The 24,779-nt window shown below is 67.4% G+C and carries 14 protein-coding genes; 4 read left to right on the top strand and 10 right to left on the bottom strand.

The genetic code is table 11. The features are described from left to right. Window positions 1-9 precede the first annotated feature (9 nt). Genes ABZ345_RS44340 through ABZ345_RS44320 form a run of 5 tightly spaced genes read right to left on the bottom strand, consistent with a single transcriptional unit; the run spans window position 10 to window position 8,882 of the window. Window positions 10-1,995: a PKD domain-containing protein gene (locus ABZ345_RS44340; protein WP_359861273.1), complete on the bottom strand. Its 1,986-nt coding sequence runs from the start codon at window positions 1,993-1,995 to the stop codon at window positions 10-12. Between the two features lie 53 nt (window positions 1,996-2,048). Beyond that, a complete protein-coding gene (locus ABZ345_RS44335) occupies window positions 2,049-4,346 on the bottom strand; it encodes a PKD domain-containing protein (protein WP_359861272.1) in 2,298 nt (765 codons plus the stop codon). A 3-nt stretch (window positions 4,347-4,349) separates the two neighbouring features. Then, the gene (locus tag ABZ345_RS44330) at window positions 4,350-6,752 is read right to left on the bottom strand and encodes a transglutaminaseTgpA domain-containing protein (RefSeq protein ID WP_359861271.1); all 2,403 of its coding nucleotides are present in this window, start codon (window positions 6,750-6,752) and stop codon (window positions 4,350-4,352) included. Continuing rightward, window positions 6,749-7,894, bottom strand: coding sequence for a DUF58 domain-containing protein (locus ABZ345_RS44325; RefSeq protein ID WP_359861269.1), 1,146 nt, complete (start codon window positions 7,892-7,894; stop codon window positions 6,749-6,751). Before ABZ345_RS44325 ends, ABZ345_RS44330 begins: the two co-directional genes overlap by 4 nt. A gap of 7 nt (window positions 7,895-7,901) precedes the next feature. Next, window positions 7,902-8,882, bottom strand: coding sequence for a MoxR family ATPase (locus tag ABZ345_RS44320; protein WP_359861267.1), 981 nt, complete (start codon window positions 8,880-8,882; stop codon window positions 7,902-7,904). Between the two features lie 122 nt (window positions 8,883-9,004). On the opposite strand from ABZ345_RS44320, the gene ABZ345_RS44315 reads away from it, so the two are divergent. Then, window positions 9,005-11,305 (top strand): Hsp70 family protein, encoded by a 2,301-nt coding sequence (locus tag ABZ345_RS44315; RefSeq protein ID WP_359861265.1) that lies wholly within the window; start codon window positions 9,005-9,007, stop codon window positions 11,303-11,305. Between the two features lie 17 nt (window positions 11,306-11,322). Here the strand turns inward: ABZ345_RS44315 and ABZ345_RS44310 are convergent, their stop codons facing one another. The 5 genes from ABZ345_RS44310 to ABZ345_RS44290 form a co-directional block, all read right to left on the bottom strand. Further along, complete coding sequence (locus ABZ345_RS44310) at window positions 11,323-15,084, bottom strand: DUF4157 domain-containing protein (RefSeq protein WP_359861263.1); 3,762 nt, start codon at window positions 15,082-15,084, stop codon at window positions 11,323-11,325. A 119-nt stretch (window positions 15,085-15,203) separates the two neighbouring features. Next, window positions 15,204-16,736 carry a dynamin family protein gene (locus ABZ345_RS44305; protein ID WP_359861261.1) on the bottom strand — a complete coding sequence of 511 codons (1,533 nt, stop codon included), beginning with the start codon at window positions 16,734-16,736 and terminating at the stop codon, window positions 15,204-15,206. Next, window positions 16,733-18,547, bottom strand: coding sequence for a dynamin family protein (locus ABZ345_RS44300; RefSeq protein WP_359861259.1), 1,815 nt, complete (start codon window positions 18,545-18,547; stop codon window positions 16,733-16,735). The genes ABZ345_RS44305 and ABZ345_RS44300 overlap by 4 nt, the downstream gene beginning before the upstream one ends. A gap of 6 nt (window positions 18,548-18,553) precedes the next feature. After that, window positions 18,554-19,855 (bottom strand): NlpC/P60 family protein, encoded by a 1,302-nt coding sequence (locus tag ABZ345_RS44295; protein ID WP_359861257.1) that lies wholly within the window; start codon window positions 19,853-19,855, stop codon window positions 18,554-18,556. Between the two features lie 31 nt (window positions 19,856-19,886). Then, window positions 19,887-20,333: a hypothetical protein gene (locus ABZ345_RS44290; RefSeq protein WP_359861255.1), complete on the bottom strand. Its 447-nt coding sequence runs from the start codon at window positions 20,331-20,333 to the stop codon at window positions 19,887-19,889. A 12-nt stretch (window positions 20,334-20,345) separates the two neighbouring features. Between ABZ345_RS44290 and ABZ345_RS44285 the strand changes: the two genes are divergently transcribed. The 3 genes from ABZ345_RS44285 (at window position 20,346) to ABZ345_RS44275 (ending at window position 24,447) form a co-directional block, all read left to right on the top strand. Then, window positions 20,346-21,923, top strand: a complete 1,578-nt coding sequence (locus tag ABZ345_RS44285; protein ID WP_359861253.1) for an ATP-binding protein — start codon at window positions 20,346-20,348, stop codon at window positions 21,921-21,923. Continuing rightward, window positions 21,904-22,665, top strand: a complete 762-nt coding sequence (locus ABZ345_RS44280; RefSeq protein ID WP_359861251.1) for a DUF4255 domain-containing protein — start codon at window positions 21,904-21,906, stop codon at window positions 22,663-22,665. The genes ABZ345_RS44285 and ABZ345_RS44280 overlap by 20 nt, the downstream gene beginning before the upstream one ends. Before the next feature lie 84 nt (window positions 22,666-22,749). Next, complete coding sequence (locus ABZ345_RS44275) at window positions 22,750-24,447, top strand: DUF4157 domain-containing protein (protein ID WP_359861249.1); 1,698 nt, start codon at window positions 22,750-22,752, stop codon at window positions 24,445-24,447. Window positions 24,448-24,779: the final 332 nt, after the last annotated feature.

Genomic DNA, 24,779 nt, shown 5'->3' with positions numbered 1-24,779 from the left:
GCGTGGTAGTCACCTGCTCACTTCGAAATGGGCTCTGGCAGACACGTGGTTGTCGACGACGATCGCACAGTTCTCGGCGGTCAGATCGGGGCAGGGCCCGTCCCATCGCAAGAATCTGAACCCAGGGTTCGGCGTCGCCTGGACGGTCACCCTCGCACCGTGGCGCGCGGTGCCGGAACAATGCGGCAGGCACGGCGTTCCGTTGAGCTGGAGGCTGCCCGCAGCGGTATTGGTGTTTTCCACGTTGACCGTGTACTTGAACACTGCGGTGGCCGCCTTGTTGCCGTCCATCGATAGAGCGCATTGCCGGTTAGCGCCTGTGCATGCTCCCTCCCACACGTCGAACAGTGATGAGCGTGACTGCGGGAATGCCTCGAGGGCGATCTGCGAGCCGCGGGCGACGGTGATCGTGCATTGCGGCGGACAGGAGATGTCCGCGCCCGCCGTCACAAAGCCCTGGCCCAGGTTCGAGATGGTCAGGGTGACCATGCTGCTGTCGGTGATGGTGATGCTGATCGACGCCGTCGCCTCAGAGCGGTCAGTCATGGTGGCCCGCACGGAAACCTGATGTGTACGTGCGGTGGTCCACTGGTGGGTCGTCGTCGTCCCGCTGCCGACGTTCCCGTCGCCGAAGTCCCACTGCGCATTGGCAGGTGTCTCACCGCGCGTCGTACCAACCTGGAACGTGATGGCCTCGCCCACCTCGGCGATCGACTTCGACACGGTGATCCGCAAGACCGGTGGTGGTGGCAGTGACGGGGGCGGCCTGCTCGTCGACTGCTGGCCCGTCTGCGATGAGGTGGGACGGGAAGCTGTAGTTCGTCCGGCGGACGTGGATGGCACTGCAACGGGTGTTGTGGGAGTCGATCTGGTTGCCACTGATGCGGGAGACGACGTGCGCAAGCCCTTGTCAGGGTTCGTGGGGTCGTATTTGGCCGCGGGCCGCACGCTTCCATCCAGCCGCACGACGCCTGCGCGTTCGGAGTCAGGATCGTTGTAGAAGACGACTCCGTCGCGGGTCAGCAATTGGAAACGGGCGGGCGGGGTCATCAACGGCTGAGAGGAGCGCACGGAGTTCGCGGTCAGGTCTACGATCCAGACGCCGCCGGTGCGGAAGTCCGGGACGAGGACGTGGTGGCCGATCTCGACCGGTGCCCCGAAGTCGCCCGCCGCACCGAGTGGGACGACGTGGTCGCAGTTGTTCGCGGCAAGGTCACACACGACGAGTACCCCGCGTGATCCGACCACGTAGAGCCGGGACTCGTTGAGTGATCCACTGATGTGCACGATGTCCTCAGGCCGCAAGTCGATCGCGAGTACCCGCAGGGCCGCGCCGGTCCCGGGGTCGATCGGGGCGACCAGCCGGCCGCCGGTGTCGACCAGCACCGGGCGATCGGCTGCCAGGGTGATCAGACCGCGGCCCGGCTGGCTGGCCCCTCGCCTGGTTGCGCGCTGGCCGTCAGTGACCCAGGTGAGATCGCCGGTCGTGTTGTCGATCACCCACAGCGTGCCCGCACTGTCCACGGTGGCCCCGCCAGCGGTCAGATTTGCCCCCAGCGACAAGGGTGGTCCCCGTGTCGGCAGCGTCTTGCCGTTGTAGGTGGCCAGGATGCCCCGGTCGAGGTCAAGCGCGTGGACGATCTCCTTGCCGGCGAACGCGGTGAGCCCGGCTCGTGCATCCAGAATGGGAGTTTCCGGTTGCGATGCCTCGAAAGTACTGCCGTCGACCCTGCGAATGGTGCCGGTGCTGCGGTTTACCGCGTAGGCGGTGGTGCCGTGTTGGACGACGTCCACGATGTCACCGGGTGAGGCGACCTTGACCTGGGCGGCGACTTCGCCGGACGATCCGTCGAGCAGGGTCACCTGTCCGACCTGCGCAGATGCCAGCCATGCCGATCCTGGCAAGAGATGGATCTCCTCGGTCGGGTGGGTGTTGCCTGCACCCCAGGCGATCATGGCCAAAGTTGTTATCGCGCCGAAAGCAGGCAGGCCCACGCCCCACCGACGTCGTCTTGTTCCCCACGGGCGTCTCTGCATTCTCCGACCCTTCAGCGGAAGTACGCGGTTTCGGCGCCAATGGGACCGCTCGACCTCCCGATGTAGCAGGCTCGAGACCACTGTTGCGCCTCCCGTTTGATGCGGATGGCTTGTGGCTCTGTGCGTGCGGCGAACATGAAGAGGCCGCCGTCGCGAACCGACCACCAGTGGCCGAACGAGTCGTTGGTCTCGACGATGGTCAAGTTGCCCGCCCGGTACCCGATGCAATCCTCCGGCGATACCGATCCGGCCTGCCCGGATCCGCCTTTCCAGTAAGGCGAGATCATGTCCGTGCCGCGGCCCACGAAGCATTGCTGGTCGAAGCCACGCGCTACCAACAACCCGTTGTTCGCGTCGATCTGGTTGTAGAACCTTGCCATGAACATCTCGGCCCCGCCGCGGGTGAACCCGATCAGGCGCCAGTCGTCCGCGCTGAACTGCCGCAACGACAGCCTTGCCGGGTCGTATGGAATGCAGTCCTCCGGCTCGGCTAAGTCGGCGAACGTCGCGATGACGTTGGCCGGTGCGTCCATGCGCAAGGCACACGTCGGGGTACCACCGGAGCAAGCGCCACTCCATCGGTCGAACCGATGGTCCGCCGACGGATACGCGTCGATTGTGATGTTGGTGCCACGGTTGACGTCGATGGCGCATTGCGGCGGGCATGGACGCCCTCCCGCCGCGATCACATGCCCTTGGCCCTGGACCGAGATGGTCAGGCGGACCGTGGGCACATCGGTGATCTGGACGCTGACCGAGGTGGTCGCCTGGCCACCGTCGGACATCGTCGCCTGCACCGAGACCTGATAGGTACGGGCAGCCGACCACCTGTGGGGCACGGTGACACCGCTGCCGGTCGATGTGTCGCCGAAGTCCCATTGCGCCTTGATAGGTGCCTCGCCTTGAGTCGTACTGACCTGCATGGTGACGTTCTCGCCAACCTCGGCCGTGGTCTTCGACAGCGTGACCCGCAGCACCGGCGTCGAGGGCACGGTCGTGGGCCGGGTCGTCACCGCAGTGGTTCCCGCGGTTACAGGACCGGGCCGCCTGCCAGTCGTCGGAATTGGCTGTTGTGCGGCTGTTTGCTGCGTAGGCGGGGGCTGGTTTCCTTGCGTGGTAGGCGCGGACGTGGCGATGGTGCTCTGCAGTGGGGCGCTCGGTGGCGGTGTATTGAGGCCCTTGTCGGGGTCTGCCGCGTCGTATTTGGCCGCAGGCCGGACCGTGCCGTCGAGTCGCAGTACGCCCGCGCGCTCGCTGTTCGGGTCGTTGTAGAAGACGACACCGTCGCGAGTGATCAACTGGAACGGGCCGGGTGGGGTCAGCACGGGCTGCGACGGGAGGACGCGGTTGTCGTTGAGGTCGACGATCCACACACGGCCTGTTGTGTAGTCGGGCACGAGCACGTAGTGGCCTGCTTCGACGGCGGCACCGAGGTCGTTGTCGGCCGCGCTGAGCGGCACCACGGTCGAGCATTCGGTGCTGTTTGCCATGTCGCAGATCGTCAGTACGCCGCGCGAGGTGATCAGATACAGACGGTCGTCGTGCGGTGAGCCGCTGATCGTCACCTGGTCGTCCGGCCGCAGGTCCAGGCTGACGGCGCTGTTCGGCTCACCGGTGGACCGGTCGAGCATTGTCGCGGTGCGTGCGCCGGTGTCGACGAGAACCACGGTGTCATTGACCAAGGTGAGCTTGCCGCGCCCGGCCTGGGTGGCCTGCCGCCGTGTGGTGCGCTCCGAACCGGAGACCATGGTGAGGTCGCCGGTGCTGTCGTCGATCACCCACAGCGTGCCCGAGGAGTCCAGGGTGGCGCCGCCGTCGGCGAGTTTGGCCGCCAGTGGCAGCGGCTGTCCGCGTGGGGCAAGGGACGTCGCCTCCATGGCGGAGAGGACGCCGCGCTCGGTGTCGAGCGCGTAAAGGGCGTCCGGTCCGGCGAACGACCGGAGTCCGTCGCGGGCGTCCGGGATCGGGGAAACCGGCGCGGACACGGTGAACGCGCCCCCGTCGACTCTGGTGACGACGCCGCTGCCGCGGTTCACCACGAACGCGGTCGACCCTTGCTGGACGACGTCGATGGGGTCGCCGGGAGCGGCGACTTTGACCTGCGCGGCGATCTCCGCCGACGAGCCGTCGAGCAAGGCGACCTGGCCGACCTGGGCGGACGCCAGCCACGCCGAGCCGGGTAGCAGCCGTACGTCCTGGGCGGGGTGGCCGTTCCTCGCGCCGACGAGCAACATCACGCCGATCACCGTGCCGGCCCCGACCGCGAGCAGCGCGGCGCTGCCTCTTCGGCTCAACCACCCCGTGCGCATCGGTCAGCCTCTCGTCAGCTTGTCCAGTGATCTGCGTCTGCGTCTGCCGTCAAGACGTGCGGAGTACAGCGGACGCGGGTCGAACCACGCGCCCAGTCGCTGGAAGATCCCGCGCGTGCCCTTGAGCTCCCGCCGGATCCGCGAGTTGAGGCTCCACGCCTGCTGCACTGTCTCTTCCTCTGGTTCCCTCGGGTCGAACGTCGCCGCGGTGGCCAGCGGAGCCAGCGCTGCCAGCGATCCAGCGCCCTTGCCCAGCCGGGACTCGGCCTCGTGGGCGACCTCGGCGGCCGTCCACGCCGCGGACACCGGCAGGCCGCACTCCACCATCCTGTCGATCACGTCGTGCCAGGCACCGAGCACTCGCGCGGCCCGGCTGCCCGTCCGCCGTCGCTGCGTGCGCAGGAACTTCGCCACCCGAACGCCGACGACGACGGACATGAGCAGAATGCCCAACCCGATCAGCGCCCACAGCGCCCAGTCGAGGACACCCGGCTTGCCGGTGTCGACGCGGGGGAGGTTCGGGTCCTGGGTGGCTGTCGACGCCGATTTGTCCTTGTCCAGGACATCGTTCTCCGGGGCGGTGTCGGTCTTGGGCCGGTCCTGGGTCGCTCCTGGTCTGCGCTCCGGATCGGTCGGCTCGAACGCGACCCAGCCATGGCCCGCGAGCAGAACCTCGGGCCAGGCGTGCGCGTTGCCCGTGGTGACCTTGTAGGTGTCTCTGTCCAGCTGTTCGGGCAACAGCTGGTAGCCGACAGCGACGCGGGTCGGAAACCCTTGGGAACGTGCGAGAACCGCGAACGCGGCGGCGAACTGCTCGGCGTAGCCGACCTGATCGGCCTGGTTCGTGCCGAACAGTCTGCGCAGGGCGTCGTAGGAGTGGCCGGGCCGGGAGTCGAGGTTGTACGGCATCGTGCGCAAGTGGTCCTGGATGGCCAATAGCTTCGCGTAGGGCGTGTCGACCGCACCCGCCAGTTGCACGCCCTTGAGCTGTACCTCGACAGGCAGTCCGGGCGGCAGCGCCGTGTTCTTGTCGTCGGTGATCGTCGGCACGGCCGAATCGAGTCCGTCCGGGGAGCCGATGTCGGCGATCACGTCGTAGCGAAGGCCGGTCAAGGCGGGGGTGTCGGTGACTACCACGCCGGACTGGGCGCTGAATCCGAAGCGTGGCGCGGACACCCGGACCGGCGCGCCGAACGCGGGCAGGTACGGGCCTGGGAGGTCCTTGATCTCCACCGTCGCGGTGACCCGTCGCGGCCCGGCCAGCGACTCATCGGCGGGCAGGGTGCCGCCCGCGAGCAGGAACCGGTCGCTGGAAGACCAGATCGCGCCGTCGTAGGTGTCGAGAGCGGACGTCCTGACCCGGTCGATCACCTTCGGGTCGCCGTGCACACGCAGGGAGAACAGGTCCTGGTTCGGTTCGCGCAGCTGACTCTTGAGGGTGGCCAGTGGCGAGATACCGTCCGAGATGTCGAGCCGCATAGGGATCAACGTCTGCGGGTCGAACCGGTCGGCGCCGGTCGCCACCGGGACATAGTGCATACCCGCGACCCCGATGGCCGTGGCGATCATGACGATCGGCAGGCCGAACAACAGCCTGCTGAGGGTGCTGCGCGCGACGATTTTCGGAGAGCACGGATCGGCGGCGCTCGCGCGGGCGAGTGCCAGCAGCCCCAGTTCACCGAGTACGACCGTGACCAGTACGAGGCCCGGCATCGGGCGGCTCGCCGACATGGTCACGCCGAAGCCATACGCGAGCAGCAACGGCAGCACCGGGCCGAGCGTGGAGCGGGTGCGCATGGCGAGCACGACGGCCGCGGCGGTCGCCACCCAGGTGACCAGGGTCGGGGTGATCACCAGTTCGCCGGTCGGGTCGGCGGGCACCGTGACACTGAGCATCCGGGACCAGCCACTGGACAGTCCTGTGCCCAGACCGGTGAACGTGTCGAAGGAGGGGACACCGCGACTGAGCGTCGCACGGAACACCACGAACACCGCGACGACAAGGAATCCGAGCGCGGACAGGCCAGTTGCTGCGAGAGCGTTCCACCGACGGGCTGTGGAGAACGCCGAGGTGAGCGCGGCGAGCGCCGCGGCGGCGCCGGTCGCGATGAGGAAACCGGTGCCGCTGTAGTACCGCAGGTATGCCATGCTCGCTGTGGCCGAGGTGAGCGCGATCAGCAACACCTGGGCCGAGGCAGCCAATCCGCTGGCGCCCTGGGGCTCGGCCTGCTCAGGGAGTTGCGGCGGTAGCGGATGCTGATGCTGTGGCAGCGGGTGCTGCGCGGGTGGCTGGTGCTGTTGGTACTGGGGCGGCCCCTGAGGGCCTGCGGGACTTCCGGCAGGCGCGGTCACCCAGGTCGCCTCGCTCGCGCCATTGCCCTGCACCGCCTCACCGGCCGGCATCATCTGCGCACCAAGGTGTTCCAGGCACCCGCGAACTCGTCCACGGTGCGCGCGGTCAGCGACACGACGCCGTGCAGTGACGCCGGCGGGGCGTTGTACTGGTCGATGAACTGCACCAGGCTGAGCATGAGGAAATGCCGCCGCACGGCGGGAAGGACACCCAGTAGGGCCATATCGGGCTGGCCGGTCACCACGCCGAGTGCCACCCGGTCGTCGGTGGACACCATCTCCGGAAGAGCGGCCAGACCTCGATCATCGGTGGACAACTGGGCCGAGGCCAGCAGATCCAGCGCGGGAACCGTTCCTGCGCCGCCGCGTTCGGCAGCCATCGCCTGGCCCGCCGTGGTGCGTAGCTCGAGCGGGAACCCGCCGCGGATCGCCGCGATCGCCAGCGACGCGGCCGCACTCACCGCATGCTCGAAAGACTCTTCGGTGTAGGCGGCCGCGCTGGTGTCGAGAACGACCATCATCCGCGGCTCGTTCGGTACCACGTTGTGCCGCACCATGAGTGAACCTGTGCGGGCACTCGACTTCCAGTGGATCAGCCGCCAGTCGTCGCCGAACTCGTACTCGCGCAGGCTGTGGAACGCCACACCGCCTTGTGGCGAGTAACTGGACGTGGGGCCGTCCATGTCTCGGGTCTGGCCCGTGGGTACGGGCTCGACGTGGACCGTGCGCGGGTGCACGTACAGGGTCGAGTAGGTCGAATAGGTACGGCCGACGGACAGCAGGCGCAACGGGTCGCTGTGTCCGATGGTGAGCGGGCCGACCTGGTAGATCCCGCGTTGCCACGTGGGAAGCTGGTACTGGGTCGTGTACGCCTTGCCGGGCGCGAGGCTGGGCACGAGGACTTGGACCGGCCTGCCCGTGACCGCCTCGGCGGCCATGATCGGAGGGCTGCGCCTGCGGCCCTCGTTCGTCAGGGTGACGACTCCGTGCGCTTCCTCACCGACCTTGACCCGGTCGGGCTTGATCTCGCGCACCGCGGAAAGGTCAGGCCGCAGCAGCATCCAGAAGCCGGCCAGCAGCAACGCGGCCATGCAGGCGAACCCGATCGCCACGAGCTCAGGGTAGTCGCTCAGCCTGCCCAGTAGCAGCAACACGACCGCGCACACCGCGACCGCGATACCTGACTTCGTCGGCACGGCGGGCTCACACGCCCACCGGCGCCTGCGGTACAGGCACTGCGGCCAAGATATTGTCCACAATGGACACTGCGCTGAAGTTCTGTACCGATGCCTCCGGGGTCAGCATCAGTCGGTGGCACAGGACGGGCCGGGCGATGGACTTGATGTCGTCCGCGGTGACGAACGGGCGTCCCTCGACAGCGGCCCTGGCCTGTGCGGCATTGGCCAGAGCGTTGCTGGCGCGCGGGCTCGCCCCCAGCTTGAGTTGTGCGATCGTGCGGGTGGCGCTGGTAATGCTGACGATGAACGCCTGTAGTGCGGGAGCCACATACACCTCGCGCACAGTGTCGATCATCTGCTGCAGCTCCTCGATCGTAGTCACCGACTGCAGCTGTTCGGGCAGCCTTCGGGCGATCGAGTCGCCGATGACTCGGACCTCTTGCTCCGCGCTCGGATAGCCGATGTGCAGCCGCATCATGAAGCGGTCGAGCTGGGCCTCGGGCAGCGAGTAGGTGCCCTGTTGGTCGACCGGGTTCTGGGTGGCGATGACCAGATTCGGCCGGGGCAGTGCATATGGCGTGCCGTCGACGGTGACCTGGTGTTCAGCCATGGCTTCCAACAACGCCGACTGAGTCTTCGGCGACGCCCGGTTGATCTCGTCGCCGAGCACGACGTTGGCGAACACCGGTCCTTCGCGGAAGGTGAACTCCTGCTTGGTGGTGTTGAAGATCTGCACGCCGATGACGTCGGACGGCAACAGGTCCGGGGTGAACTGGATGCGCCGCATCGTGCCGCCGACCGACTGTGCGAGTGCCTTCGCGAGCGACGTCTTGGCGACGCCGGGCACGTCCTCGATCAGGATGTGGCCCTCGGCAAGCATTGCCACCACGGCATTCCACACGACATTCGACTTGCCATGGATGAACTGCTCGACGTTACCGACCAGATCCTGGGAGCGGCGCTGTACCCAGCCGATTCGCTCAGCCAGACCTGTGTTGTATGTCAAGACTGCTCCTTGGACATAGCGACTCACCTGAACGTACTCGGTGAGGCGTACATACCAGGCAATCGGCCGTAGTCCCGCTTTGGTTACAGTCGGCGGACGGTCGGCACCCGTACGGTTGCACGGTGACTTATCCGCTGGGCGTGGACATCGGCACGACCTACACCGCGGCAGCGCTGTGGCGAGATGGTCGCGTGGAAACCGTGCCGCTTGGTGATCGTGCGAACGCCGTCCCATCAGTGCTGTTCCTGCGACAGGACGGCACGATGATGATCGGCGATGCCGCCGCGCATCGCGGCATCGCCGAACCGGAACGGCAAATGCGGCAGTTCAAGCGCCGAATGGGCGACGACATCCCAGTCATGGTGGGAGGGAATAGTTTCCTGGCTCACGACTTGCTCGGATTCGTGTTGCGGTGGACGGTGGACAAGGTCTCCGAACGGCAGGGCGGCCCGCCGGGCCACGTTGTTCTCACTCATCCGGCTCAATGGGGGGACTATCGACGCGGGCTGCTCGTGGAAGCGGCGCGGTCCGCCGGCCTGCCGTCGGTCGGTCTGCTGCCAGAGCCGGTCGCCGCAGCGACCTGGTACGCCGCGCAGGAACGTGTGGAGCCGGGCGCGCAGATCGGGATCTACGACCTCGGTGGTGGCACGTTCGATGCCAGCGTCGTGCACAAAACGGCTACCGGGGTGGAGATTCACGGCGAGTCTGGCGGTGACGACTCGATCGGCGGCGTCGACTTCGACCACGCGTTGTTCCGGCACGTGGGTACCGCGGCAGGGGTGGATGTGACCGCGTTCGACCCAGCCGACCGTGCGGCAGCGGCTGGGCTGGCGCACCTGCTCCAGTCGGTGGTGGAGGCGAAAGAGGCGTTGTCCACCGACATCGAGGCGCTGATCTCGGTCGTACTGCCCGGAATCACCCGACAGGTTCTGGTCACGCGTGCCGACTTCGAGTCCCTGATCCGGGCCCGCGTCCAGGCCACGGTCGGCGCGTTCGGCCAGGTCGTGTCGCGAGCGGGCGTCGACCCGACGCGGCTGCACACGGTGCTGCTGGTCGGCGGGTCGAGCCGCATCCCGTTGGTGCGTCAGCTGTTGTCCCGTGAGTTCGGCGCCGGTATCGCCGTCGACGCCCACCCGAAGTACACGGTCAGCCTGGGTGCCGCGATCGCCGCGGCACCCAGGATCGCGCCGCCTCCGGAGTATCGCCCGCGCCCGCCCGCGTCGCCGCCACGGGTGGTTCCGAGCCCGGTAGTCGTGGCTGTGGCCGAACAGGTGGACCTGGCGAAGACCGGGTTGACCGCGGCGACGGATGTCCGGGTGCCGATGGGTCCGTCCGCGGTGGCGGTGCGGACCAGTGACAAGACAGGATCGCGGTCGCGCGGGCGATGGACGGCGGCAGTCACGATGGCCGCCGTCGCCACCATCGGCGCAGGCGTCGTCTACGTCGTGTCCCGCGACCGTGAAGAGTCGACTGCGCCGGATCGCCGGTCATCCGCGATCTCGACCCCTGCGGTGCCGCTTGCGGGCACGCTGAGGTTGTCGGGTGCACTGATCACCGCACCGGACGGTGCGGACGTCGTTCGGTCGGTGACGCTGTCGGCGTCGGGGGAGCAGGTCGCGGTCGGGTTGTCGGAGAAGCAACAACCGCGGTCATGGTTCGGCGGCGCACCTGTCGACGTGCCGTTCGAGAACCAGGGCGCTCTCGCGGATGTCGTTGCTGGGGCAGGAAAGTTCGTCGCGGTCGGCTGGACGGGAACGGGCCCGGCGCGGCGTGCCGCGGTGTGGACGTCGGCGGCAGGCCGTTCCTGGACCTTGGTGCCGCCCGGTGGGGAGATCGCCCCCGGAGCGCCAGTGAAGGAGTTGACCGCGGTGGTCGTGGGACCAGACGGGCGATTCCTGGCCTTCGGGGTTGATCGTGGGACCGATCGTGTGGACGGAGATGTGGCGGTGCTCGCGTCGGCGGATGGCGTGGTGTGGTCGCGGGTGCCCGCTGTCGGGTTGAGCGGGACCGGTCCGCAGAGCGTTTCCCGTGTGGCGCGGGTGTCCGACGGCTTGGTGGCTGTTGGTGCCGCATTGGCCGGGGCGCGTCAGGGGCCCGCCGTATGGACGTCGGTTGACGGGATAGCGTGGCAGCAGTCTCCATATGTACCGGATGGGGCGCCGACGATGACCGGGATAGCGCAGGCGGCGGATGGTGTGCTGTGGGCGTGCGGATCTGTTGGGACTACAGATAGACCGGCGATGGGGTGTTGGCGGCAGGTTGATCGGCAGAAGTGGGAGCGGTGGGACGTGCGGCCGGAGACGGATGTTCCGCAGGTTGTTTACAGCTACGGGCTGATCAAGACGCCGAACGGCCTGTTGCTCGGGGGAGTCGGCCACGCTGGTACGGCCACGGATGCTGCAGTTTGGAGGCTCTCCACCTGACCTGATCGGCGAAGGACTCAGTCCGCACCCATCCGTTCCAAGGCCACTTCGAACGCAGACCGCAGCATGGTGATGATGTCCCGGAGTTGGGCGTCCGCGGCGGCGCCGATCTCCGCGGCGCCCGGAGTGGGAGCCTCGTCGCCGCGCCGCGCACTGTTGGTTTGGGTGAACGTGTCCTCGGTTTCCCCGTTCTCCTGATCGATTGCGTCTGAGGTTCGTTTCGCGGCGGCTACGCGAATGGGTTCCAGCTCCTGCTCAACACGGTCGACAAGGGACACTAATAAGCTCGTGTCCCGCGCCATTTCACCGAACTCGCCAAGGATATTGATGACGTCGACCTTGCGGTTCACCTCGCGCGCGATCCTCGGAGCCGCCTGTTGGGCGAGCCGGGTGAGTGCATTGTCGTCTGGGGTCTTGATCCTGGCTGCGCGCCAGTAGATGACGATCGTGGTCTGCTCGTGGTCCTCGAACTGGCCGCGGATCGGTGTGGTCGCGCATAGCGCAGTCCACAGCGTGCTCGCGGTTCCGAACGGGATCAGGTGCTCCGCTTCGGTCTGCCAGATCTGCGGTGCGCGGATGCGGCTGTTCGCCGGACCGCGGATCCGGCCCGCCTGTTCGCCGTACTTCTCCACCATGCCGATGTTCGGTGCGCTTGCGCCAGGGTTCGAGGACAACCCGATCGAGCTGACGTGCTGCACGATCTCCAGCACTTTCGCGTCGAGCTGGGCCTTCGCCGCGTCGGCTTGAGCCTGGGTGGTGGCGCCTGTCGCCAACTGCGTGAGAGCCGTCTCGTAGGCGGTACGGCGCGTCAGGTAGTCGGTGTTGAGCTGCACGATATTGCCGGTCGGGTCGTTGATTTGAGTGAGTGGGATCGGTGTGCTGTGCAGGAACAGCTCCGGCGATCCGCGCTCGGTTCTGAGGTGGTGGCTCTCGCCTTCTGTGTTGACCGGCTCGTCAATGACCACTGCGTCGGGGCTGGATGCGGTCGTGGGTCCGCCGATCCCCAACGTGTTCAGCGCCGCCGCGCCTAGTCGCATTGCTTGTTCGAACAGCCAGTCCAGTGCGCGGTCGATCAACTCACGCAGCCCGCCGATGATCTCGACGATCTTCTCGGGGATGTTCCCGATCCCCACCTGGTTGGCCAGGAACCCGATCGCGATCGGAACGGCGTGCGCCAGCCCCATCTTGATCTTTTCCGCGCCCGGCCCGACATTGCCCGCCGCCACCTGTGCGAAGGTCGTCACGTACTCGTTGACGATCTCCAGAATGTCGCGCAGGTACTCGATTCCCGACTGGATGGCGTTGAACAGGGCCTGGACGCTCCTGATCACCGCCATCACACCGGTCGGGTCCAGCATCGAGATCAGCCGGGTCGTCACCGCCTGGACGATCTCGGTCATGATCCAGTCGCGGGCCATCCCGATGATGCTGTCCCACAGGTTGCCCAACTGATCGACAATGTAGGTCCAGATCGCCGAGACACCGTTTTCCTGCACGTCCTTGATGAACGCCCACGCACCTTGGACCTTGTCGATGCCCGCCCGCAGCATCGCGACCTTGTCCTCGCCGATGTGCTTGCCGAGTTTCTGCCACAGCGTCTCCATGCTGACGCCGAGGACCTGCAACACCAGCGGCAGCACCGACTGCATCGAGAAGTCGGCGGGAATCGTGATCCCGATCTGCGCGAGGCCGCGGAACAGCCACGCTCCCAGGCCCTGGATCAGGAACGTCACGATCTCGTCCAGGAAGCCGACGAAGCCGTTCTTGAGCGCCAGCAACATGTTCACCAGGAACGCGACCGGATCGCGCTTGATGTCGTCGATGGCGGCCATCGCGTTGTCGATGATGCTGCCGACCAGGTCCGAGGGGAAGTTCATCAGCCGCAGGATCAGGATGATCACGACCTGGATCACCTCGGTGGCGAACTCCACGAGCCTGCCGAGCGGTTCACCGAACTGGGTCAGGATCCGGTCGAACGCGCCGATCGGGTTGAGCAGGTCGTCGAGACTCATGCCGTCCCAGATCCCGCGGAACGTCGCGATGACCAGGTCCCACGAGATGCCGAGACGCACCATCGCGGTCTCGATGCGGGTGGCCGCCTCGCTGATGACACCGGCCTCGGCGAGCTGCTCGTAGGTCGCTTCGCCGCCGGGCATCAGCGTGATGAAGCCACGGATCAGGTTCTCCGCAGTGCGGGGGACCGCGTCGCCGGTGAACGGGTTGCGGCCGAGGATCACCGTCAGCAGATGGAAACCCGGCAGTTCGTGGGCGTGTTCGCTGAGCCAGCCCAGCAGCGAGTGCTTGACCAGTTCAAGCACCTTCGCGATGAGGGTGGTGGCGAAGTCGGCGATCCGCTGCACCAACGCGAAAGCGCGCTGTGCCAACGCGGGCAGGGTGTCGAGCAGGTCCGGCAGATTCGCGGGCTGGATGGCTTCCCAGGCAGCGCGGAACAAGGCGATGAGGTCGGTGCCGATGCTGCTGAACGTGGCGAACTGGGTGTCGAGCCAGTCCGCGGCCTGCTGCAGGGTGCCGCGTTCCTGCATCTGCGCGAGGCGTTCGTCCTGATGGATGAGTCTCAGGAAGTCAGCGAGGATCTCCACCGTCGGTGCGCTGACATCCTCGCCGCGCAACGGATCGTAGTGCAGCACTTTGCGGGCCAGGTCCCAGACCGGCTTGATCTCCGGGGTCTGCAGAGCGCGTTCAGCCACCTCGGCGATGACCGACCGGACGATCTCGATGACTCGGTCGACGAGCGCGCTGACCGCGGCGAGGGCGTCGTCGAGGATCCCGTCGACACGCCGCTTGAGCATCGCCGCGTTGCCATCGATGCCTTCGGTGATCGACAGATCCGACCATGCGGACTCGATCTCGTCGCCGATCCTGTCCAACGTCAGGTTGTGCGCGGTCAACTCGCTGGACACCGTGGAGAAGACGTCATCCAACACGTCGATGGTGTTGAGAAGGTGCCCGACCGACGACCCGAACGGGCCGAAGGTGAGCAGGTTCTCGATCAGGCCCTCGCGCCCGACAGGAACGGGATCGCCGGTCAACGGGTCGGTGCCGATGATCTGCGTCAGCATCGTGTAGCCGGGGATGGCGGACACCAAGTACCTGACACCGTCGAGGACGAGGTCGGGAATCAGGTCGTCGAGGAACGAATCATCGTCGCGCTGGACTGTACGGGGGATTTCTTGCGCGGCGACGCGCGTGATGTGGGGCGCAGGGCCCGGCATGATCGAGGGAGACTCGGCCGTTGAGGCCGAGCCGCGGGCGGCAGCGAGCCGCCGGGCCGTGCTGTACGCGGCCTGTTCGTCGCGGTCGGTCGGGTCGCTGACGCTGAGCCCTGGCGACACCACCTGCCCCGTGACCGGACCGGCGGACTGCTGCAGGGTGTGCGTCAGCTCGTGCGCGAGCACCTCGTAGCCGTCCGGTGTCGCGGGGTTGTAGACGCCGGAGTTGAAGAAGATGTCCTGGCCACTGGTGAACGCTCGCGCACCGAGCCGCGTGGCGAGATCGGTGGCTTCGATGTCGTCATGGATACGGACGTCCCCGAACTGTTGGCCCATCCCGGACTCGACCTCGGCCCGTATCTCCGCGGGCAGGGGACGACCTCCGCCGGCTCGAGCGGCGATCCGGGAGGCGATGGCGTCGCCCGGCGATGCTGCGGGTCCTTCGCCGGCCAGCAGTTGGGCGATCATCGAGTTGCTCGCCGACGGCGGCAGCATCGTGACCACGGCCGACCGAACGGCTGAGTCGCCTGAGGTCAGGGCGGTAGACATCGATCGCATCGAGACCGACTGGGTGACGACCGGTCGCACGGGTGTGCCGGCGCTGACATCGACAGTGTGATCCGGGGTGGACCGCAGGCGTTGTCTGCCAGACATCTCCGGAGTATCGCTTATCCAGGAGTGCCGGTACCAGGAGCAAATGGTCTGTCTGAGCGAGGAGTCGGCGGCGGGGCCTGGGCGCGGCGCATGGACTCACTGAGGCCTTCGCACGTGCGTTGCAGGACTTGCGCTGCCCGAGCCAGCGGCGGGTCGGACAGCGGGTTCTGCGCCACCCTGCGCCAGTGTTCGAGCAGGCCGCCGACAACAGCCCAGGCGGTCTCGGGTGGTGAGTCAGGGCCGATCCCGAGGCGGACCGCCGGGTCCATGCCGTGGCCACCGAGCAGGCGTTCCATCGCGGTGAGCTGGTCCGGGGACGCGGGGACGCCGCCGAGCCGCAATTCGGTCAACAGCCGCAGCTCGGCGAACTCGTGGGCGCCTGCGCGCAGCCGCTCGACACCGGCGCGCAGCCGGGGTGCGGCCGGGATCGGATCCTCGAGGGTCAGCGCTTCGATGATCCGCAGAGCATTGTCAGCCTTGAGGATGTCGCGCCGTTGAGCGAACTGGGTGAACAGCAGACCGAGCAGATCGCTGAGTCCACTGTGGTCACGAAGCACCGCGCGGAGCTCGTCCGCGGACGAGGTGCCTGCGCGGATGGCGTCCAGGCAGACCCGCACGCCGTACAGGCCAAGCAGCTCGAGCAACTGTCGGCGCACCGTGGGATGCACCCGCACTGCACGCGACGGTGCGACGAACCGTGCCGCTGACCGCAGGATCGGCGCAAGCACCGCCGGGTCGACGGCCGCCAGCGCGCCCAGAGCAGTGAAGTCCGCGACGTCGAGCGTGGCCGCGGTCTCGGCGAGCAGACCCGCCACCGGTACGACCGTGTGCACCAGCCCGCGCAGTCGGGAGTCGGCTCGATAGCCGACCGCGATCCTGGCCGCGGATTTCATTGGCGCGCCGTGACCACCGCCCAGCTCATCGACACGCGACAACACGCCAACCGCGTTGATCGGGCTGCTGTCGCCGACACCGTTGTCAGTGAAGGCTTCCAGAAAGTCCACATCGGACGAATGCAAATGGCGGAGCAGGTACAGGACGGCGTCCACGCCGGCCCGCTCGCCGAGGAACTCCTGGGTGCGTCTGCCCGCCGACTCGCTGAGTGAGCCCATGCCTGGGGTGTCGACGAGCGTCACCCGCGTTAGCCACTCGCTCGGTAGGACGACCTCGATCCGGTCGAGGTCGTCGGCCGACCGGCCCGCCAGGTCCGGGACGTGCCTGCCGTCATCCATGGTGAATCCGAGCCCGACCGGCGCACCGGACCGGGGAAACGCCATCGCCCGTGGCTCGGTGCCATGGCCGTACCAGGTGACGACTCTCGTGCACTCGCCCGCATCGGTTGCGGCCACTCGCATCCCGACCAGTGCGTTGAGCAGCGTCGACTTTCCCGCCTTCACCCGCCCGGCGATCGCCACCCGTAGTGGCCCGTCGAGGTGTCGAGCGACGTCGAGTAACCTGCGCCGGCCAGACCTGCCCTGGTATGCGGCGGTCGCCTCGGTGAGCAGTGAACGCACACGCGCGGGCAGCGACACCGCGGGCCGGGTCATGTGCTGGTCCCGGTGAGTCGCTCGGTGGCGGTGAGCAGGAAACGGACCCGGTCGAGTTCGGATCGTGCCGCACCAGCCCTGGCCGCGATCTCCGCGTCGTCGGCTGTGGCCGCGCTGGTGGCGACCGCGCGGTCGTGCTGTGCGGCGGCGGTCAGTTCGGCGGTGCGGTCGAGGTAGTAGTCGCGGACTCGGGCGTGGCCAAGACGGATGACCTCCTGTCCGCCGTCGAGCGCGTCGGCTCTGGCCTGGCCCAGGTACGTCGCCACGGCGCGCACTGCCTCGTTGCGTGCCGTGTCGACCTTGGCCACTCGATACGTCCTGACGGCGCGGATCGCGAAGACACTGCCCAGCACCGCGGTGACCGGCAGTGCGATCAGCAGGCCAGGGTGCAGCGTCGTGATCAGCAACGTCGTTACGACCGAACTCGACAGCGACCAGCCGCGCGCGGCGTGCATGCCGACCTCGAGCTTGCCGCCCTTGCGGGAGCTGAGCGCGTCCAGCCTGATGTCCTGGCCCACCGACCACGTACGTCGTGGCACCGCTGGAAAGCCGACGATGTCGGCCGGATCGTCGAACACCGCGGCGATGTCGCGTGCCAACTCGTCGATCGAGCGGATCAGGCGGGTGTGCGCGTCGGTGAGCTCCTCGTTGGCACGTCGGTAGAGCCAGGGCACGATCTCCGCCCACTCCGTGGTCGGGTCGCCCTCCTTGATCCGGCGTCCCGCTTCGGCCTCCAGTCGCCTGCAGCAGTCGACCAGGTCCGACCTGTGTTTGCCCCTGATGTCGCCGACCCGGTCGTTGATCGTGTTCATCCACCGCGCGGACGCGGCGGCGAAACCCTGGGCGCGGGTACCCGCCGCCTCGACCCTGCGGACGGTCGACGTCCGCTCCTGCGGTCTGGTCAATGCCGTGTGCTCGATGGCCAGCGACTCGGCGAGGCTGGCCAGTGCCGACCGAGTGGCGTCTGCCGCCGCGGCGAGCGACCGCCGGCGGTGCTGCCCCGAGAGACGGGTCCGGAGCCGGTCGAGCAGGACGGGGAAACCGGACTCCGCGTTGAGCGCCGGGTCCCCGGTGTCCAGGGCCAACTCCCGCAACGTCGACGACACCGCGACCACTTCGGCGTCGATTCCCGCGCTACGCAGATGATTCCGGTCGAGGTCGAGTATGCGCCGCCAGTGCGGGTAGAAGTCGGTCTTGGTGAGTGCCACCAGGACGCTGGGGCAGGTCTGCTGGGCGTGCCGAAGGAAATCGACCTCGGTGGCAGTGAGCTCCTGCGACGCGTCAGTCACCACGATGAGTCCGTCGGCCATCGCCAGCGCCCGCATGGTCGACGCGGCCGAGGCGGCGGCGAACCCGCCGCCGAGCCCCGGCGTGTCGATCAACACCAGACCGTCGGACAGCACCGCACGACTCAGCGAAACCTCGACGGCACGCAACCTGCTGCCGTCCTCGGCAGTGCCGCGGAGGCCATATTCCGCTGCCGCACGAATGTCAATCCTGTTGCGTGCCCTCGGATCGCCGTCGGGAACCGCGGCAGCGGCGGGTGGACCACTGCGCACGAAAGTGGGCACCGCGGTGAACTCGACCGCGTCCGTTCCGCACACCTCGACCCCCAGGATCCCGTTGACCAGAGCGCTCTTGCCTTTCTTGAACTCGCCCACGACCAGGACGTGCCACGAGCCGGACGTGAGCCGACGCCGAGCGCCGATCAGCTTGTCCGCGAGGTCGGTTCGTCCCGCCGCGCGTGTTCTGGTGACGGCGGCGTCGATCAAGCCGAGCATCTCGGTCGTCTGGCTGGCGGAACGGGTCATCGAGGGTCAGTGAGCTCCTGTCGCGTCGGGGATACCGGGGTCACTGTCGTCATCCGCGAAGTCGGCCCACGACGTCGCGGAGGCAAGTGCGTCATCCACCCCATCGTGGTCGACGTCTCCGATGTTGCCCTCAGGCAGGTCATTGGCCACCTCCTGTGCGGACGGCGGTTCGGCTGCGGTGAGCTGCCTGCTCGCCTCGAGGACGGTGGGGTCGGTGTCCATCGCCGCCGGGTCGGTCTCGACCCGGTGGGCGAATGGGTCGGACGGTGCGGCGGCGGGCGGAGGTGCCGCACTCGGCACGGGTAGGTCGGAGATACCGGGGATCACCGCCGCGTACTGGAACCGTGCCGTGGTGGCTGCCCACGACCCGACGCCGTACTCGGTGCCCATCGCTTCGATCGTCTTGCCGTCGCCCAGGCTGATCGCCACGTGCGCGCCACTGGGTTCGGCGCCTTCCGGATCGGACGAGAAGCTGAACAGCAGCGCGCCAGGAGTGTTGATCGCCTGCTCGACCGGGATGAGGTGTTCCCGCAAGTGCCTGTACTGATAGATGACGCCGTCGGGGATCTCGACGCCGACCCGGTGACCTGCCCACTGCACCAGCTCCGAACAGTCGAACGCGCTCGGATCCGGATCGTCGAGCTCGACCTCGGCGCCGTAGATGTACTGGTCGCCGGTCTGCGCGAGTGCGGTGTCGAGGAACTCCTGCGTTTTGTTCGGCCGCGCTGAGCTCGCAGGCTGCTGGGCCGGGGCGAGTTGCCCGTCGAGTGGAATGCCGTACTCGGCGCCGGTTCCTGTTGGTGTGTCTGAACTACGCGTGACGCCATCGACAGCCGGAGCGGCCACATCGAGCGGAATGCCGTACTCCTCACCGACACCGGTCACCGCGGAGGTATTCGACGTGACGTGGGCGGACTGGCCGGTGACTGTCGCGCTGCCTTCGTCGCTCGGTGTCTCGCGGCCGTCGCTCCTGCCGGCACTGGTCGGGTCGCCGTACCCGCTGGTGCCGCTCCACATGCCCAGCCCCGGACCGTCGCCGTACGCCACGGCGGCGGCCTGAGCGTCGTCGCGGAACCGCAGGTACCGCGCTGACAGTCCGCCGTGAGTGGTCGTCCACGGTGAGATGTCAGTTCCACCTTGCGAAACCTCGAAGGCGGCCTTGGCATTGACCGCGGGGTCGTAGAGATCCTGGCTGACGCGGTCGGTGTGGGCCTGCACGTTGATCTGCCACAGTCCGCGGCTGTCCTCGCCCTCCGCGTTGCGGGCGCCGGATTGACCACGTGACTCCGCGAGGGCGATCGCTGTCATCGTAGCCGCCTGGTCGGGGGCGAACCCGGCCTCACGCGCGAAGGCATAAATCTGTTCGGCCGTGTAACGAGCCATCATCTGACTCTAAGTTAAGGGAGGGCGGAGGCCCAGCGGATCGGAGTACCGGATGAAAGCTGATGGCACACCGGCTTGGCAGGTGCTTGCCGACACCCTGCTGCAACGCGAGGCGTTGCTGTGCAGGCTCGGTGACGGTCTGCTCCCACACGACTTCGCGGGGCTTTATGTTGGCCGCGAAGAGATCGAGCGCGTGCTGCGGGAGCTGCCCGGTCTCGGCGGAGCCGGCCGTGCGGCGGCCGAACAGCTGGTCGCCGAACTGGAACCCGACCTGGCCACGGCGCAGGCGTTGTTCGCTGACGACCTTGCCGCGGGCGAGTCGAGGTTCGCCCGGCTCGTTCGGAACGCCGGGCTCGGCAGAAGCGACGCCGCGATCCTCGCGCTGGTCACCGCCGTCGACCACTCACCGCACAGGATGCGCCTGGTCACCTATATCCAGGACAACGTGCACACGCCAAGGTTGACCCTGGCGAGCATCGATCGGTTGGTGGACAGTGGTTCCCTTGCCCCTGGTACACCTTTGCGACGGTGTGAACTGGTCAGTGTCGGCGCTGATGGTCCGTGGGCGACAAGGATGGTCTCGCCCGCGGACCGGGTGATGTGGATGCTGTGCGGCAGCGATATGGTCGACGCCGCGCTCCCCGCGGGCGTCCGGATGATCGGTGAGCTCGGTGATTCCAGTACGCCTGAACTGATACTGGTGTCCGGCGCGGACGCGCAGAGCCGGATCCGCGCGGTTCGGTCGAGCTGGCCGGGCAGGCCGCTATTGGTGTGTCCGCTGCCCACGACCGACGCGGAGTGGGCGGCGACAGTGCGCGAGGCGAGCGTCAGCGGCCGCACCGTCATGGTCGAACTGGCCGCTGCACTGAGCAGATCGGCAGCGGACCGTGTCGACCGTGCCACGCACCTGAGTTGGGTGCTCAGCTCGCCAGGTGATCTGGCGCTGGAGAGTCTGCCGTCGCGGCGATGGACTGAGATTCGCGTCGAGTCCGGACTCGCTGACGACGCCGACTGGAAGGACGCGTTCGGTGTGCCTGCGGTCGCCGACGCGCCACTGACCCGGACCCAGCTGCGGCTGGTGGCCGTCGCCGCGAACGGTGCGCCCGACCGGGTCTCCGAAGGGGTGCGGCGACTGGCCGGCGGACACCTCGACGGGGTCGCGCTGCGCATCCGGCCGCGCCGCGGCCCGGATGACTTGGTGTTGCCACCCGACCAGACCGCACAGCTCGACGAGCTCGTTGCGCGTTGCCGTGGCCGTGCGACGGTGTACCGGCAATGGGGATTCTCCGACCTGCCATCGACCGGTGTGGTCGCGATGTTCTCCGGCCCGTCGGGCACCGGCAAGACCCTCGCCGCCGAGATCATCGCCGGCCGGTTGGGACTCGACCTCTATAAGATCGATCTGTCGGCTGTGGTCAGCAAGTACATCGGTGAGACCGAGAAGCAGCTCGAACGTCTCTTCGGGTCAGCCGAGGCAGGTGACCTGGTGCTGTTCTTCGACGAGGCGGACGCGCTGTTCGGCAAGCGCTCCGAGGTCGCCGACGCGCACGACCGATATGCGAACATCGAGGTCGCGTATCTGTTGCAGCGCTTGGAGTCCTACCCAGGGCTGGTCATAATGGCCACCAACCTGCAGCGCAACATCGACGACGCGTTTCAGCGGCGGATCTCGGTGACCGTGGCGTTCGAGGCGCCGGGCGAGCCGCAACGCAAGCTCATCTGGCAGCGCTCGTTCCCCGTGGGCGCGCCCGTCGACGAGCTCGATTTCGACTTCCTGGCCAAGCAGTTCCGCATCACAGGCGGCGTCATCCACAACGCGGCGCTCGGCGCGGCCTTCCTTGCCGTGGACGCGAACGGGCCGATCACCATGGAACGGGTGGTGCTGGCCATGAAACGCGAGTTCCAGAAGCTCGGCAAGCTGCGCGTCGAATCGGAGTTCGGTCGCTACTTCCACCTCGTGAACGGGGATGACGATGCTGCACCTGCTCGATGAGTCGCTCGAGGAGTTCTTGCGAGCCGAGGTCCCGTTGCCGCGCAGCGAGATCGACATCGCCTTCGCCGCGCCCGACAAGGAGTGGTCGGCCAGGGTGTCGCGACCGACGATCAACCTGTATCTGTGGGACGTCCGCCGCAACCTGTCCGCCCGCGAGCTCGGCATCGAGACCGTGCGCAGCGAAGACGGGCAGGTCCGCCAGCGCCCACCATTGCCCAAAGTGGACTGTCGGTACCTGATAACCGCGTGGACATCCGACATGCGCGACGAGCACGCGTTGCTCGGTGCGACATTGGCGGCGCTGCTGCGTGTTCCCGAGTTGGACGGCCGCTACCTGCACGAGATGTACCGGTCGGTGAAGCCGATTCCGAGCCTGACCCTCGGCCTGGGCGGTGGACAGGAGAACTCGGACTTCTGGTCCGCGCTGGGCGGCCAGCTCAAGCCGGGTCTCGATGTCACCGTGACGGCCACCGTAGACATCGAGCTGTTGGTTCCTGCTGGCCCGCCGGTCCTGCGCTACTCCGTCACTGCGACGCCAGAAGGGGGCCAATCGGCGCCGCGTTTGTTCGTCGGTGGCCATAGCGACGCCCCTGAGGGGACCATCATCGCTACCAACCATGGGGCCACCCAAGTTCGCGCCGACGGCACGTTCGTGCTGTCAACAGTCGAGGGAGACGAGGTCCGTGTGGGCGGCGAGCCGCAGGGCGATGTTGACGCTACGGGGGAGATCGATCTTCGCTAATACACGTCGAGGAGTTGATGGATACCGATTGTCGTACAGACTGATGGAGCGTGCAGAAGACAGCGACGTTGGGGTGGTGGGCCCATGGCCAGACGAGCGAAGCCGAGGAGCCTGTCGGGCGAGCGGCGGCTCTCGGCCGCCGACGACAGCACCGCGACGATTCGTCCCACTCCCCATCTCAGCAACCGGGCCATCGCCAGCCTCCTCAGCGCGGGAAAGCCGCTACCTGTGTCGATCACCGGTATGGAGCAGGTCGGCAACAAGGCCGTCGCGCGCATGCTCGGCGGCCACGAGGTCCGGCGTGTCAACTCCTCCGATGTCGCTGGTGCGACACTCACCCCCCACGTCGCGGCTCACATTGACGCGCGGCGCGGCGGCGGCTCGGCGCTGCCGGACGACGTCCGGCTCCCGATGCAGCAGCACCTCGGCACCGACCTGGACGGCGTTCGCGTGCACACTGACGACATCGCTGCCGCGCTCACCCGTTCGTTGGCCGCGAAGGCATTCACCAGCGGGCACGACATCTTCTTCAGTCCGGGTAGCTACGCGCCGCAGTCCTCCTCGGGCCGCCAGTTGATCGCGCACGAGGCAGTGCACGTCGCACAGCAGCACGTCGGCCGAAGCGGTCTCAGCGGACGGATCAGCGATCCGTCCGACGCCTCCGAATCTGAAGCGCGCGCCCTGGCGCCTACTGTGGCCCGGTCGGTTGACACCGCGGTGTCCCTGGTCGACCTTTCCGTCGATCCGCCGGTCACCGTCCCGGCGGGCGCGGTCACCCAACGTGCACCGGGGCCGGATGCACTGGCGCCCGACCTCGGTACCCTCCTGTCCGTGCCTGCGCTGGAGGCACTGCGTCGCGAGGCAACCCAGGTGTCGTTGCTCGCCGGGGCGTACACAGAGCGCGGAATACAGACGGTGGACACGCTCAAGACGGCTGTGGTTGGCGCCAGCGACAGGTACACCCAGGCGTACGAGGCGTATGCCAAGGTGATCCGTGCGGCTGGTGAGGAAGCCCGCAACCAGCAGGACTGGATCAACATCTTTGTGGGCATTGGGATCGGGGTCAGCGTCGGGCTGCTCTCCGCGGCGGTCGTGCCGGAGGGTCTCGCTCTCGGCTGGGCGACCTTGGCCGAGGTGGCCGGGGAAACCGTCGAAGCGGTTGCGGCCGCCGGGGTGCAGGCCAGCGGTATCACCACCGTCGCCGGCACAGACCTGCAACCAGGCGGGCTAGACCCGCACGTGCTGAGCACCGGCGTCTGGCGAAACCTGGCGGATCTCTACCGCGGGGTGCTCGGGGTGCAGCGACACACCCAGTACCTGCCCTTGATCTTAGGCGGCACCGAATACGCACTCGGCCAGTTCCGCCTGGCGGAGGTCGGAGCGTCGGCCGACATGAAGCAGTCTGAGCTGGTCGACATGGCGGTTTCGCTGAACCGGGCTGGTGTCCATCTGCGCCTGCTAGGCCCCGAACTCACCAGACGCCTCAGCGCGCTCGACCGGCTGCGGGAGGCGGCAGCCGCGATCAAACACCGGGGGATCCGCGAGGTCGAGCAGGACGTCTGGATCATGTGGATGGAAACGGTGCCGGACGGTCAGTCGGACATCCTCGACCTGGACGAGATCGAGGACCACCTGGCGGCGATCGGGATGCTCGGCTCCGGCAGCATCCTCGGTGTCGACTTCGGGCTGTGGACCTCGACCGACGACGAACTGGAGGCTCTGGTGGCGGCTCGGGCTCAGGCGCGTGAAGTGCATGCCCGCTACAACGCACTGGGCCGATGACCGCGCCGCTTCAGACGTAGAAGTTGATGTACACGGCGGCGAAGTATTCGCTCTCGCCCCGCGTCTCGACGGCCCTTCGATGAGCTCGACCTTCACCGGCGATCGTGTCTGCGGCGGACTGCAGAAAGCACGTCGCCGCATGCGTCGGGGCTTCGGGACCTTGGATGATCGTGTTCGGTCTGCCTGACGGCATGATCGCGGGCGTGGCGTTGCGACTGCTGTACCTCATCTTCGTCCGGCTAGCCCCGTCTTTCGCACATGGTGATGAGTGAGATGGTCCCGGGAATCGGGATTTGTTGATCATGGTGGTTGTGTTGGGTCGACGGCAAGAA

It is taken from the genome of Lentzea sp. NPDC005914, from assembly GCF_040629405.1.
Lineage (GTDB): Bacteria > Actinomycetota > Actinomycetes > Mycobacteriales > Pseudonocardiaceae > Lentzea.
Note: the sequence above shows the minus strand (reverse complement) of the source record. Positions and strands in the feature narration are given on the sequence as shown.